This window comes from Shewanella sp. FJAT-52076 (assembly GCF_019457455.1).
GTDB lineage: Bacteria > Pseudomonadota > Gammaproteobacteria > Enterobacterales > Shewanellaceae > Shewanella > Shewanella zhangzhouensis.
Genome location: NZ_CP080415.1, coordinates 2,303,020 through 2,315,465, shown reverse-complemented (window position 1 = coordinate 2,315,465; position 12,446 = coordinate 2,303,020). Strand labels below are relative to the sequence as shown.

Sequence of the window (12,446 nt, the reverse complement as noted above, 5' to 3'; positions counted from 1 at the left end):
CAAGTGCGTTGATTCGAGGTAATAGGGGATGTAGTGGGATTGACTAAGGAAAAATGACAATAAAAAAGGAGCCATCAGGCTCCTTTTTAACGAGGCAACGGCTTGTATTAACCAGCGAAGTTCTGGTTTACGAAGTCCCAGTTAACCAGTTCCCAGAAGTGGGCCAGGTAGTCAGGACGTACGTTGCGATAATCGATGTAATAAGCGTGCTCCCACACATCCACAGTCAGGATTGGGGTAACAGAATCATCGGTCAGCGGAGTAGCGGCGTTGCTGGTGTTTACAATGGCAACGGTGCCGTCGGCTTTCTTAACCAACCAGGTCCAGGCGCTGCCGAAGTTGTTAACAGCGGCGTCGGTGAACTTGGCTTTGAATTCTTCGAAAGAACCGAAAGCAGCATTGATGGCATCGGCAACCGGACCAGTGGCAGCGCCACCGCCGTTAGGGGCCAGACAGTTCCAGTAGAAGGTGTGGTTCCAAACCTGAGCAGCGTTGTTGAACACACCACCGGTGGAGGTCTTTACGATCTCTTCCAGGCTCTTGCCTTCGAACTCGGTACCTGGGATCAGGCCGTTCAGCTTAACCACGTAGGTGTTGTGGTGCTTGCCGTAGTGGTACTCGATGGTTTCCTGGGAAATATGGGGTTCAAGTGCGTTCTTTGCGTATGGCAGTGGGGGTAATTCGAAAGCCATTAGTATCTCTCCATGGACGATTATACGTTTTTCACGTTCTTGCTCACTGGCCAATATTGTACTCGGAAAATCTGTGATGTGAATCATTCTTTGGGGTTTTCGGGCGATAGTGCTTATCGAAAAATCAAATAGTGACATAACCTTACAAACTGTGGGATTTTGTTCCTGCGTCCACTGGCGTACAATAAAGGCCACGTGTAAGACATCAAAGCCCCTATGGGGATGCCAAGTCAGGAATCAAAATGGAAACAGTAGAAAGAATCAAGCAGCAAATTGCTGAAAACCCAATCATTGTGTACATGAAGGGTTCTCCAAAGCTGCCAAGCTGTGGTTTCTCTGCCCGCGTTGCCGAGATGATGATTAACATTGGTGAGCAGTTTGCCTATGTGGACATCCTGCAACATCCGGATATCCGTGCTGAGCTGCCCAAGTATGCCAACTGGCCAACCTTCCCGCAGCTGTGGGTCGAAGGTGAGTTGATTGGTGGCTGTGACATCCTGACCGAGATGTTCCAGAAGGGCGAACTGCAGCCACTCATTAAAGAAGTTGCCGCCAAGTACAAAACTGAAGAATAAGCTTCAGGTTCTGCCTTATACGAAAAGCCCCGCCAAGCGGGGCTTTTTTGTGGCTGTTATTCAGTACTCTATTCCTTGGTACTGAATGACATTGCCCATGGACCTTCAGGGATTATGGGCTTTCAGGCTCGGGCGCCGAAGGTGGCAACACCAGATTCATCAAAATCGCCACAATACCGCACAAACTGATGCCGGTGAGGCTGAATGAGCCAATACCAAAGGCCATACCGCCAATACCGAACACCAGGGTCACGCCCACAATGGCCAGGTTGCGCGGGCAGGCCAAATCCACCTGATTGCGAATGAGGGTATTCAGGCCCACTGCGGCAATTGAGCCAAACAGCAAGCACATGATACCGCCCATCACAGGCACGGGGATGGTTTGCATCAAGGCGCCGAGTTTGCCAACAAACGCAAGCAAGATGGCCACAATCGCCGCCCAGGTCATGATCCTGGGGTCGAAGTTGCGGGTTAATGTTACCGCACCTGTCACTTCTGAATAGGTGGTATTGGGTGGACCACCGAAGGCGGCTGCAGCAATGGTGGCTACGCCGTCACCGGCAAGGGTGCGGTGCAGGCCGGGGTCTTTCATAAAGTCTTTACGGGTGACATTGGAGATAGCCAATATGTCGCCGATGTGCTCGACCGCTGGAGCAATGGCCACGGGGATCATAAAGAGTATGGCCTGCCAGTGGAACTCCGGTGCTGTAAAGCTTGGCATGGCAAACCAGGGCGCATTGGTCATGGCATCGAAGCTTACAACGCCATAAAACAGGCTGGCCACATACCCCACCAGAATACCGGCGAGAATGGGCATCAGCTTAAGTAAGCCTTTTGCCAGCACGGCAACCAATACTGTGGTGATAAGAGACAGCAGCGAGATGATAAGGGCGGTGTTTCCTTCAACCAGTACCAGGCTGCCATCGCCACTCTTACCGAGCGCCATATTCACCGCGACGGGCGCCAGGCCCAAACCAATGATAATGATCACAGGGCCAACCACCACCGGGGGTAACAGGCGATGGATAAAGCCAACCCCGCGAAGTTTTACCAGCGTGGACAATCCCAGATACACACAGCCAGCCGCAACCAAGCCGCCCATGGTCGCAGCGACGCCCCACATCTGTACTGAGTACATGATGGGTGCGATGAAGGCGAAGGAGGAGGCGAGGAATATGGGTACCTGACGGCGGGTGATCAGCTGAAACAACAAGGTGCCTATGCCGGCGGTAAAGAGCGCAACACTGGTATCCAGGCCCGTCAACAGCGGCATCAACACCAGTGCCCCAAAGGCCACAAATAACATTTGTGCGCCCTGCAGGGGAAGCAGGAGTCTATTCATTTTGTTATATCCTGTAGGGTTAAAAATCTTCCCATTCTACCAGTTGTTGGCATTTTGATAAGTCAGGATCGTTTTTTTGTGAACTCCTTGGCGTACAAGGACAAAATTGGGCAATTACTGACCCGGGTGCCTCTTTTTGTCGCTGTGTTGCCGCGCTGTAAGTATGTTACACTGCCGCTCTATCATTGTTGGGAACGACCATTTTTCATGATGAAATCCTTTCTCAAAGTTGCATTGGGTCTTGGGCTGCTGTTTGGCCATGTGAGCGCCGAGGCGGTTCAGGTCAGCCGTTTGAACGAGGCCGATGTTGCTGTCACTTCCAGAAGCAGTGCTGAGCTTGAACAGGCCATTAAAGATGCGTTGGCCAAGGTGTTGGTGAAAAACAGTGGCAGCACGGAAACACTGGCCAATGCCGAAGTGCAATCGTTGATTGCAAAAGCGCGCTCAGTACTGAGCCAGTACGGTTACGTTGAAAACGATGGCCGTTTGTACGTTCGGGCGAGTTTCGACAGTGCCCGGGTCACGGCTACACTGCGTAACGCTCAATTGCCTGTGTGGGGCAAACAACGCCCCCTGACCCTGTTGTGGTTAGCCACCGACGGTGAAGGGGAGAAGGTGTTGCTGGGCGACCAATCGGATTTGCCCATTCGCAGTCAGTTTAATGATGCCAGCGCCCAGGCCGGTGTGCCTTTACTGTTTCCCTTGCTGGATTTGGACGACATGATGGCGGCCAATATCAATTCCGTCAGAGGATTTTTCGCAGACGAAGTAGCCCAGGCATCCCGTCGATATCAGTCGGACTTTTTTGCACTGGCGACTTTGGAAGCAGCAGGGACAGGCTATGAATACCGGCTGGCGCTTTATCCGCGTCAGGCCCAAAGCGATATGGCGACACAGCTGCAATCGGTAAATCAGGTCGAGGGCAGCGCAGAAAATCTCGACAGTGCCATCAGTGCCATTCTGTCCGGTATGAGCTCCTTCTACGTTTCCCGTTACGCTGTGACCGGAACCGGCCAGGAAAGTGAAACCGAATTGGTGTTTACCGGCGTGGACCGCCTGAAAGCAGTGGTCGATATCGAGACTTACCTGGGGCAGCTCTCCATGGTTAAGTCTGCCCGCTTGGTGAGTATCGAAGGGGATTCACTGCGTTTTGCGCTGGTACTCTTTGGCAGCGAGGATGAGCTCAGGCGCACCCTGGCACTGGAGCCGCGGCTTCAGCCGCAGGGTGACGCTGACAATAGCAGCCAACAGGACGGTGTGATTGTCGATCCTTTCGCCACCGCTGTTCAGCCGGGAGAGATCCTGGAAGTGCCCGGTGTGCCTGTGCAGCCAAATCGTTACCAATGGCGAGGCCTGTGAGCCTTCCGGCTCGGAATTTAACGGCGTCCGTGTTACACTGACGCCGTTTTTATTCAGGTGCCACAAGATAGATTGAGAAGTAACCGAGTGACACAACATCCCCCATTGCAGTTGTCCCTGCCCGTTCATTTGCCAGACGATGAGACCTTTACCAGTTATTACCCCGCAGCAGGTAATGATGAGCTTATCGGCGCGCTGAAATCGGCGGCAAGTGGTGACGGAGCGCAGGCTATTTATCTCTGGGGACCTGTCAAGTCGGGACGCACTCATCTCATTCACGCCGCCTGCGCCAGAGCCAATGAGCTGGAGCGCCGCAGCTTCTATATCCCACTGGGTATTCATGCCAGCATTTCCACGGCCTTGTTGGAGGGGCTTGAGCAGTTTGACCTAATCTGTATCGATGATGTGGATGCGGTGGCTGGTCACCCGCTTTGGGAAGAGGCAATATTTGATCTCTACAACCGGGTAGCAGAGCAAAAACGTGGCAGCTTGATAGTCAGTGCCAGTGCCTCGCCCATGGAGGCCGGTTTTGTGCTGCCGGATCTGGTGTCCAGAATGCATTGGGGGCTGACTTACCAGCTCCAGCCCATGATGGACGATGAGAAACTCGCGGCATTGCAACGCCGTGCCGCTATGCGCGGACTGCAGCTACCGGAAGACGTGGGGCGGTTTTTACTTAATCGCATGGCGCGAGATTTACGTACACTGTTTGATGTACTCGACCGGCTGGATAAGGCGTCCATGGTCCATCAGCGTAAATTGACCATTCCTTTTGTTAAAGAGATGCTGCGGCTTTAATTCACGTCTGGCAGTGAAAAATTGTAATAAGTTAACCATTCGAACATATTGGGATTATTTTAAAAATTCCTCGAAAGAAAACATTTTTAATGAAAAGGTTTCAACGGTATCGTCCCATAAAAAACGCGGCATATTGCCGCGTTTTTTGTGCCTGAAAGCGTCTCACTCGTCGGCTTTTTCCCTGGACTTTTTCTTAAGTCCCAGGCCGAGTTCACGACCGCGATGGCGGGCGTAAAACGGGAAGGTGACTGACAGGAGCACCAATAGCGCAAGCTCAAGGCATGCAAACCACAACCAATCACCTGCGATGTATACCAGGGTCAGTGCGTGCAGCAGATACAGGCAAAGCACAAAGCTTGCCCACGCATGGGTGTAAGGATTGCCTTTCATCAGCCCCGGCAGTGGCAGCAATAAAGGCACCAACCACAGCAGGTTAAAAACGAGGGAATAGTCCTGACTGTTGGGCCCGAGCACAAACCAGTAGGCCATCACCAGCAGCAGCGCGAGGTACCCCACACGGTTAATGGTCAGCAGTAACGCGGTGTTTGACAGCACAGGACACCTCAAAGAATTTCAAGTACGTTTTCGGGAGGCCTGCCAATGGCTGCCTTGCCGTTAGCCAGTACCACAGGGCGCTCGATGAGCTTGGGGTTGGCCACCATGGCGTCGATTAATGCGGCCTCATCCAGCGCAGGGTTATCCAGACCAAGTGCCTTATATTCTTCTTCCTTGGTACGCATCAGTTCCCGTGCACCAATCCCAAGCAGGGATAAGATGCGGGCAATTTCTGTGGCATCCGGGGTCTCTTTCAGGTATTCGACGACTTCAATATCAACACCCTGTTCACCCAGCAGCGCCAGTGTTTCGCGGCTTTTGGAGCAGCGAGGATTATGCAAAATAACGGCTTTTGTCATTATGGATTCCGATTTTAATGCCATAAAAATTGGCGCAGATGATATCAAAAAAAACAGGCCCCGTCAGTGGCGGGGCCTGTTTGAAAATCCGGCTACTTTAGTTCGTCCAGAGCTCTTTCGGCATCTTTAAACTGGCGAATGCGGGCTTCAATGCGCGCCAGTTGCAAGGCATCGTCCTTGGTGTAGCGATAGGCAAAGTTAAGCTGATCTACCGCTCCCTTGTAATCTGCTGCAAGTGCCAGGGTTTCGGCGGTGGAAAAGTGCTCCAGTGCCTTATTGCCTGCTTTTCGGTAGGCCTGTGTCATCAACTGGTAGGGCAGTGGATTTTGCCTGTCGAGGAACACCATGTCTTCCATGAGTGGAATGGCCTTCGCACTCTCGTCGGCTTCGATATACACGTTCGCGAGGTTGGCGTTGATTACCTGAGAGGTAGGTTTGAGTTTACGCTTCGCCTCGAGAAGCGTAATGGCTGCCTGGAAATCTTTGCGCTCAGCGAGCAAATCGGTTTTGGTATCGAGATAGAAGAGATTGTTGTTATCCCGGGCAAGCAATTTGTCGATGATGGCTTCTGACTCTTCGAAACGCTTCAGTCGAAAAAGTGCCAGTGCCTTGCCATAGAGGGCTGCACTTTCAAAGGTATAACTGTGGCGTGACAGTTGTTTTTCAAACAGATTCAGCGCCGCTTCTTCACTGTAACTGGAGAACCTGACCTGCACTCTGGCACGGGCCAAATGGTAGTTCAAACTGTCCGGCACATACTTGTGAGGGTATTGGGTCGCCCGGGTGCGGGCTTCGCTGATGCGCGACTCAGGCAAGGGGTGTGTCAGCAGCATTTGTGGCGGCTTGGTGGTAAAGCGGTAACGACTGGCAATCTTACCGAAAAAGTCCGCTGCCGCTTCGGGGTCGAACCCGGCTTCCACCAAAATTTGCATCCCGATTCGATCGGCTTCTTTTTCGTGCTGACGGGTGTAGTTGATTTTTGACTGGGTAGCGAGGGCCTGGGTGGTGGCCAGCGCCGCCATGCCCGCCTGGGGAGCGGCGATGGTCAGCAATATTGCACCAAGGAGACCAGCTATGGTGGCAGGCCCCGATTTTTGCTGTGCTTCCAACGAGCGGGCCAAATGGCGCTGGGTGACGTGGGTGATTTCGTGCGCCAGTACCGATGCCAGTTCACTCTCGGTGTCAGCGTTTAAAAACAGCCCCGTATGCACGCCCACATGGCCCCCGAAAAATGCGAAGGCGTTGATTTCGTCGTTACGCAGCAAGAAAAAGTAAAAAGGCGTTTTCACGCCGGTGGCATTGGCGACAAGCTTGTTGCCCAGTTCAGTGAGGTATTGGCTCAGTACAGGGTCGTTCAGCAGGGGCGCCGATGAGCGGATGACCCGCATGTAGGCATCCCCGTAAACCATTTCTTTTTCCAGACTGAAGGTGTTGACCGCTGCTGTACCAAGATCGGGTAAATCGTTGCTCGCAAAACTCTTGGCCGCCGGTAAGGTGAGCATGATGGATAAACCCGCCGCGGCGAGCGTTTTTGTCAGTCTGGAAAGTGTCAAATTACGCAAGAGGATAAAGGTCCCTGTGTTGGTGTCCGGCCTTGGGCAAGTCGCTTGTGGTTTAGCGTGCAAGCAAGGATAATAGCCCGGGTTTAACGAAGGCAAGTTCATTATGGTTTTTATCGATTTAACAGCGTTTCGATGTCCTGTGCCTCTGGTGCAGGTGAAGCTGGCGTTAAAAAAATTACCGGCCGGTGAAACACTTGAAGTTGCTCTATTGGACCATGGATCCCGCCGTGATGTTCCCGCGTTTTTGGAAAAACGGGGTTACTTGGTAGAGTGTACCCAGGACGACCACACTTGCCTTAAACTTCTTATCAGCCACGTGCCCCATACACAGTAACCGTATTCAGTAACCCATATTCAGTAACCATAGCGATCTTATCTGTAAGGAGCCCCAATGCTCGAATTCGTGACTCGCTGGTACAAGGACAAGTTCAGTGACCCCCAGGCAGTGACCCTGCTGTTTATTCTTTTTGGCCTCTGGGCACTGATTTATTTTGCCGGTGGTTTGCTGGCGCCCCTGTTGGTGGCGTTGGTACTGGCCTTTTTGCTCGAGTGGCCGGTGGCTCAAATGTCCCGCATTGGTGTAAACCGCACCACGGGCGCCTCGCTGATGTTGGTGCTGTTTGCCGGCATCGTGCTGTTGATGGTGTTCGGTTTGGTGCCAAGTCTCTGGAAGCAGGGCATGTCGCTTTTGACCGAGCTGCCTGCCATGCTCGATAAAGGCATGGGCTACCTTGAGGATCTCACCCAGAAGTATCCTCAATACGTCAGCGCCGAACAGGTGATAGCCATGGAAACCGAGCTTAAGCGCATGCTGGACACTCAGCATCTGCTAGATATCGGTAAGCAAATTCTGGGCTTCTCAGCGTCGCTGCTGGTGCTCATGGTGTACACCATTTTGGTGCCGCTGCTGGTGTTCTTCTTCCTGAAGGACAAAGAAGAGCTTATCCGCGGCAGCAAACGCTTTTTCCCCAGCAACCGTGAACTTGCCCGCAAGGTATGGGGTGAGATGAACCAGCAGATTTTCAACTATATTCGCGGCAAGGTGATTGAAATCATTATTGTTGGCGCCGTGAGTTATGTGTTCTTTGCCTTTATGGGGCTGAGATACTCGGCGCTGCTGGGGGTGCTGACCGGTCTGTCAGTGCTGATCCCATACGTGGGTGCGACCCTGGTGACCCTGCCGATTGCACTGGTTGGCTTTTTTCAGTGGGGTTTCTCTCCTGAATTTGGTTATCTGATGCTGGGCTACGGCATTATTCAGGCGCTGGATGGGAACGTGCTGGTACCTGTGCTGTTCTCCGATGCGGTGGATTTACACCCGGTTATCATCATCGCCGCTGTGTTGGTGTTTGGTGGGCTGTGGGGCTTCTGGGGTGTGTTTTTCGCCATTCCGTTGGCATCCCTCGTTAAAGCTGTGGTTAACGTGTGGCCGCGGAATCATACGGCCGATAAAGCAGATGGTTACGGCTCAGCGGGTAACGGTATAACCGATAAAGCTGTCAGTGAATAAGCTGGCCTCCGCAGAATCTACGTAGAAGTCACTCAGAGCAATAATAAAAAAGGCCCACCAGGGCCTTTTTTACTGTGTTGATGTTATCGCCAGTTTTAGTCAAGGGCTTCCAGCACAGTTTCGTGATGGGTCTTGGTTTTGAACTTGGTCAAATCCTGGCTGATGATGCCATCGGTGCCAACGATAAAGCTCAAACGGTGAATGCCGTCGTACACCTTGCCCATGAATTTCTTCTCGCCCCAGACACCAAAGGCGTCGGCTACGGCGTGGTCTTCATCGGACAGCAAATGGAAATTCAGACCGTGTTTCTCGTCGAACTTTTTCAGCTTGGCAACAGGGTCCGGGCTGATACCAAACACGGTCACGCCCTTGGCATCGAGCTGCGGCTTGCTGTCACGCAGGCCACAGGCCTGGTCGGTGCAGCCGGGCGTCAGCGCCTTGGGATAGAAATACACCAGTACGGGCCCATTCTTGAGGCATTCAGCCAGGGAAATCATCTCGCCATTTTGATTGGGCAAGGTAAATTGCGGGGCTTTATCGCCTGCTTTCAAGGTATTCATTGGTTGTCCTTTTGGTTAGGGAAGGTGCGAATAAGTCCCGTGCTTGCTCTGCGTGAGTTTAACAGCAGATACCGCTGTAAGCCACGCCCTGCGGGGCTTTGATAGCAACACCATTTCGGCGTTATTCAACTTCAGCAGGCCTCGGCATGCCCTCAGTTGAATGCCTTGAACTGTCGACGCTATCAAAGCCAGAGCTGTGCGAGGACTTGTTCGCACCTTCCTTAGGCCGGTTCAGCTTTGCATTCTCTTGATCTGACAGGCAAGAGACATGTCGCTTGCCAGTTCATGAATACTCTTTTCGAGCTTATCCAGTTCAACTTTTTCAGGAATATTGATGGCGAGGAACACGTGCTGGATGGAATCTCCGGCTTCTGTTTCCTCGGCGTTTGAGCGCACCGCCGCCAGATCCAGTGAACGGTCGGCCAAAAATTGGGTGATACGCTTCATGGTGCCGCGCTGATCTTTACCGTGGAACTCCACCTCAATCCGCGACACGTAGTTTTGCGGGGTGTGGCGCGAAGTGCGCTTCATCACGGTCAGCAGCTCCATTTCCACAGACAATGGGGGCAGGGCGGCTTCAATTTTGGTGATGGCGGCCCAGGAGCCGGACACCATCATGATCAAGGTAAATTCATTGCCGAAAAGCGCCATGCGGCTGTCGACGATATCACAATCACAGTCACTGGCCAGACGGGCGAGTTTGCTGACGATACCGGGACGATCGGATCCCATGGCGGTGACGACCAGGTAATTGGTCATGTAGGTTCCTCTTTTTGTGTCGTTGTCTTGGCGTCTTTTTAACCACATCGGCAGTGGTTTTGACGCGCGCCAATGCTACCACAAACAAATCCTTTTGAGAGCCCTGTAAATGGCTTGTCAATCGCCATAGGGGTCAGTACCATAGCGAATCCTGCAACCTTGGGGAAGTCAGATGATAAACGGAAGCATCGTAGCCTTAATCACGCCTATGAACAGTGATGGCTCAGTGGATTTTGCAAGTCTTGAGAGTTTAGTCGAGTTTCATATCGCCAATGGCACCGATGCCATTGTGGCCGTGGGGACCACGGGCGAATCGGCTACTCTGCCAATGAAAGAACACATCAATGTGGTGGCCAAAACCGTTGAGTATGCCAAGGGCCGTATTCCGGTTATCGGTGGCAACGGTGCCAATGCCACTGCAGAGGCGATTGAACTGACCCAGGGATTGTCTGCAACGGGTGTTGCGGCCATGCTGGGGGTAACGCCTTACTACAACAAGCCTACGCCTAAAGGCCTGGTTGCCCACTATAAAGCGGTGGCTGCTGCCACTGACATCCCGCAAATTTTGTATAACGTGCCTGGCCGTACCGCGCTGGACATGAAGCCTGAGACCGTGGCTGAGCTTTGCGACGTAGCTAACATCATCGGCATCAAAGAAGCCACGGGTGATGTGAGCCGCGTGGCCCGCCTGCGCGAACTTTGCGGCCCCGACTTTTTGCTGTACAGCGGCGATGATGCCACTGCCCGTGAATTTTTGCTGGCCGGCGGTGATGGGGTGATTTCGGTTGCCAACAACATAGTGCCTGCTCAGTTTAAGAAGATGTGCGCACTGGCGCTGGCCGGTGACATCGAAGGCTCTTTGGCGGCCGATGAGCCCATGCGTGGTCTGTACAGCACACTCTTTTGCGAAGCCAACCCTATCCCGGTGAAATGGGCTGCCCATCGTATGGGACTCATCAAGGAGGGTTTTATTCGTTTGCCACTGACTGAACTTTCTGAGTCCTGCCATGGTCTACTGCTCGATGCCATGAAAAAAGCTGGACTGGAGGTCTAAGTCTTGAAGTTGAAACAAATTACCCCATTCGTTCTCGTTGCCATGGCCGCTGGTTGCACCACGCCAATGGAGCGCCGTCAGGCCAACGGGAACGATGAGTACGTGAACGCACAAACCACAGCGCCGCTGAAAGTACCAGAAGGGCTCAAGTCCCCCAACTACAGCCGCGAATACGATATCCCTACTCTGGGTGCCAAGGCCAATCGTGAATTGGTTGGTAAAAACCTCGATATACGTCCACCGCTGCAGGTGCTGCCAATGGCTGAAGGCACTCGGGTGGAAGAAGGTTCGGATAACGTAAAGGTCATTGTTGAGTCGTTCGACAACAGTCTGGATCTGAAACAGGAGATTTTTGGTCTGCTCAAAGATCACCTGCAAAGCCGTAACATTGAAATCGTAAAAGAAGACTTTGCTTCAGGCACCCTGGAAACCGGTTGGATTGAGACCCAGGAAGTGCTGGAGTCCAGTCTCTTGGGTTCAGACAAGGTCTTTACCCTGAAACAGCGTTACCAATATCAGGTTGAAGTGCGACCCCATGGCCGTACCGGTGCGGTAAGCATCAACCTGATTGACCATCAGGAAAGCTATGATGGTGATGACCTTAAGACTGCATTGTCTGCTGATGACAAGCGTCGTTACACCATTGACATGCTAAACAACTCCATTGCCTATATGGCCGTGAAGCGTGAACAGGCCATCAATGCCAAGCGCCTCCGTGAGAGTCTGGGTATTGGTGTAGAGCTGGTGGATGGTGCTGAAGAGGGCGATGCCTTTTATTTGGCCCAGGGTGATTTCAATCAGGTATGGGGCCGCTTGCGCCTGGTACTGCCTGAAATGGGCTTCGAAATTGCCGATATGGACAGCAGCAAGGGGGTTTACTTCCTGAACTACAGCGACAATTCCGGATTTTGGAGTTCGCTGTGGGGCGATGCCAAGCTTGAGCTGAACAAGGGCACCTATAAGCTGAAAGTCAAAGACGGTGAAACCAAGGGCACCAGCGAGTTGCATATCCTCGATAAGGAAGACAGCCCACTGGCCGACGAGAAGGTCGCTCAAATTTACCGCGCACTCGCCGAGCTGATGAAAGAAGACAGAAAAGTCCGCTGATTACCGTTGCGTAATTCTGATTGGCAAACTCAGTTCAATTAACCCGCTTGCTTTTCAAGCAGCCAATAAAAAAGAGGCCTTAAGGCCTCTTTTTTATTGGGGTTTTAGCGGCTAATTGCATAATCACTCAATTGGCTTTCCTTGGCAGATGTCAAAGGGAGATGCACTGAGGTCAGCCCGACATCAAGCACAAGTCACTTCCGAAACCAGATGA

General features: G+C 52.6%; 14 protein-coding genes. 7 read left to right on the top strand and 7 right to left on the bottom strand.

The window, feature by feature from the left end; genetic code table 11:
- Positions 1–107: 107 nt before the first annotated feature.
- Positions 108–692, bottom strand: coding sequence for a superoxide dismutase [Fe] (gene sodB / locus K0H79_RS09950; RefSeq protein ID WP_011760033.1), 585 nt, complete (start codon positions 690–692; stop codon positions 108–110).
- A 242-nt stretch (positions 693–934) separates the two neighbouring features.
- Between sodB and grxD the strand changes: the two genes are divergently transcribed.
- On the top strand, positions 935–1,267 hold the full coding sequence (grxD, locus tag K0H79_RS09945) for a Grx4 family monothiol glutaredoxin (RefSeq protein WP_011760032.1): 333 nt from the start codon (positions 935–937) through the stop codon (positions 1,265–1,267).
- A gap of 112 nt (positions 1,268–1,379) precedes the next feature.
- Here the strand turns inward: grxD and K0H79_RS09940 are convergent, their stop codons facing one another.
- A complete protein-coding gene (locus K0H79_RS09940) occupies positions 1,380–2,609 on the bottom strand; it encodes a uracil-xanthine permease family protein (protein WP_220064695.1) in 1,230 nt (409 codons plus the stop codon).
- 207 nt (positions 2,610–2,816) lie between these two features.
- On the opposite strand from K0H79_RS09940, the gene K0H79_RS09935 reads away from it, so the two are divergent.
- Both K0H79_RS09935 and hda read left to right on the top strand, forming a co-directional pair.
- On the top strand, positions 2,817–3,968 hold the full coding sequence (locus K0H79_RS09935) for a DUF2066 domain-containing protein (RefSeq protein WP_220064694.1): 1,152 nt from the start codon (positions 2,817–2,819) through the stop codon (positions 3,966–3,968).
- Positions 3,969–4,055: 87 nt separating this feature from the next.
- Complete coding sequence (gene hda / locus K0H79_RS09930; protein ID WP_220075679.1) at positions 4,056–4,766, top strand: DnaA inactivator Hda; 711 nt, start codon at positions 4,056–4,058, stop codon at positions 4,764–4,766.
- 162 nt (positions 4,767–4,928) lie between these two features.
- Here the strand turns inward: hda and K0H79_RS09925 are convergent, their stop codons facing one another.
- The 3 genes from K0H79_RS09925 to K0H79_RS09915 form a co-directional block, all read right to left on the bottom strand.
- Positions 4,929–5,321, bottom strand: a complete 393-nt coding sequence (locus K0H79_RS09925) for a DUF2069 domain-containing protein (RefSeq protein ID WP_220064692.1) — start codon at positions 5,319–5,321, stop codon at positions 4,929–4,931.
- Between the two features lie 8 nt (positions 5,322–5,329).
- A complete protein-coding gene (gene arsC, locus K0H79_RS09920; protein WP_220064691.1) occupies positions 5,330–5,680 on the bottom strand; it encodes an arsenate reductase (glutaredoxin) in 351 nt (116 codons plus the stop codon).
- Positions 5,681–5,772: 92 nt separating this feature from the next.
- On the bottom strand, positions 5,773–7,242 hold the full coding sequence (locus K0H79_RS09915; RefSeq protein ID WP_220075678.1) for a M48 family metalloprotease: 1,470 nt from the start codon (positions 7,240–7,242) through the stop codon (positions 5,773–5,775).
- A gap of 103 nt (positions 7,243–7,345) precedes the next feature.
- Between K0H79_RS09915 and K0H79_RS09910 the strand changes: the two genes are divergently transcribed.
- Both K0H79_RS09910 and K0H79_RS09905 read left to right on the top strand, forming a co-directional pair.
- A complete protein-coding gene (locus K0H79_RS09910) occupies positions 7,346–7,576 on the top strand; it encodes a sulfurtransferase TusA family protein (protein ID WP_220075677.1) in 231 nt (76 codons plus the stop codon).
- A 57-nt stretch (positions 7,577–7,633) separates the two neighbouring features.
- Complete coding sequence (locus tag K0H79_RS09905) at positions 7,634–8,752, top strand: AI-2E family transporter (RefSeq protein ID WP_220075676.1); 1,119 nt, start codon at positions 7,634–7,636, stop codon at positions 8,750–8,752.
- A 95-nt stretch (positions 8,753–8,847) separates the two neighbouring features.
- On the opposite strand, the gene bcp is transcribed toward K0H79_RS09905, so the two are convergent.
- Complete coding sequence (bcp, locus tag K0H79_RS09900) at positions 8,848–9,312, bottom strand: thioredoxin-dependent thiol peroxidase (RefSeq protein WP_220075675.1); 465 nt, start codon at positions 9,310–9,312, stop codon at positions 8,848–8,850.
- Positions 9,313–9,543: 231 nt separating this feature from the next.
- A complete protein-coding gene (locus K0H79_RS09895; protein WP_220064686.1) occupies positions 9,544–10,071 on the bottom strand; it encodes a glycine cleavage system protein R in 528 nt (175 codons plus the stop codon).
- Between the two features lie 172 nt (positions 10,072–10,243).
- Between K0H79_RS09895 and dapA the strand changes: the two genes are divergently transcribed.
- Complete coding sequence (dapA, locus tag K0H79_RS09890; protein ID WP_220064685.1) at positions 10,244–11,125, top strand: 4-hydroxy-tetrahydrodipicolinate synthase; 882 nt, start codon at positions 10,244–10,246, stop codon at positions 11,123–11,125.
- 42 nt (positions 11,126–11,167) lie between these two features.
- Complete coding sequence (gene bamC / locus K0H79_RS09885; protein WP_220078141.1) at positions 11,168–12,232, top strand: outer membrane protein assembly factor BamC; 1,065 nt, start codon at positions 11,168–11,170, stop codon at positions 12,230–12,232.
- Positions 12,233–12,446 lie beyond the last annotated feature (214 nt).

What these genes read in the sequence shown, in the direction of transcription:
- K0H79_RS09910 (WP_220075677.1), top strand. Translation starts at nt 7,346, where the DNA reads ATGGTTTTTATCGATTTAACAGCGTTTCGATGTCCTGTGCCTCTGGTG.
- K0H79_RS09940 (WP_220064695.1), bottom strand. Translation starts at nt 2,609, where the DNA reads ATGAATAGACTCCTGCTTCCCCTGCAGGGCGCACAAATGTTATTTGTG.
- K0H79_RS09905 (WP_220075676.1), top strand. Translation starts at nt 7,634, where the DNA reads ATGCTCGAATTCGTGACTCGCTGGTACAAGGACAAGTTCAGTGACCCC.
- sodB (WP_011760033.1), bottom strand. Translation starts at nt 692, where the DNA reads ATGGCTTTCGAATTACCCCCACTGCCATACGCAAAGAACGCACTTGAA.
- K0H79_RS09935 (WP_220064694.1), top strand. Translation starts at nt 2,817, where the DNA reads ATGATGAAATCCTTTCTCAAAGTTGCATTGGGTCTTGGGCTGCTGTTT.
- dapA (WP_220064685.1), top strand. Translation starts at nt 10,244, where the DNA reads ATGATAAACGGAAGCATCGTAGCCTTAATCACGCCTATGAACAGTGAT.
- arsC (WP_220064691.1), bottom strand. Translation starts at nt 5,680, where the DNA reads ATGACAAAAGCCGTTATTTTGCATAATCCTCGCTGCTCCAAAAGCCGC.
- bamC (WP_220078141.1), top strand. Translation starts at nt 11,168, where the DNA reads ATGGCCGCTGGTTGCACCACGCCAATGGAGCGCCGTCAGGCCAACGGG.
- bcp (WP_220075675.1), bottom strand. Translation starts at nt 9,312, where the DNA reads ATGAATACCTTGAAAGCAGGCGATAAAGCCCCGCAATTTACCTTGCCC.
- K0H79_RS09895 (WP_220064686.1), bottom strand. Translation starts at nt 10,071, where the DNA reads ATGACCAATTACCTGGTCGTCACCGCCATGGGATCCGATCGTCCCGGT.
- grxD (WP_011760032.1), top strand. Translation starts at nt 935, where the DNA reads ATGGAAACAGTAGAAAGAATCAAGCAGCAAATTGCTGAAAACCCAATC.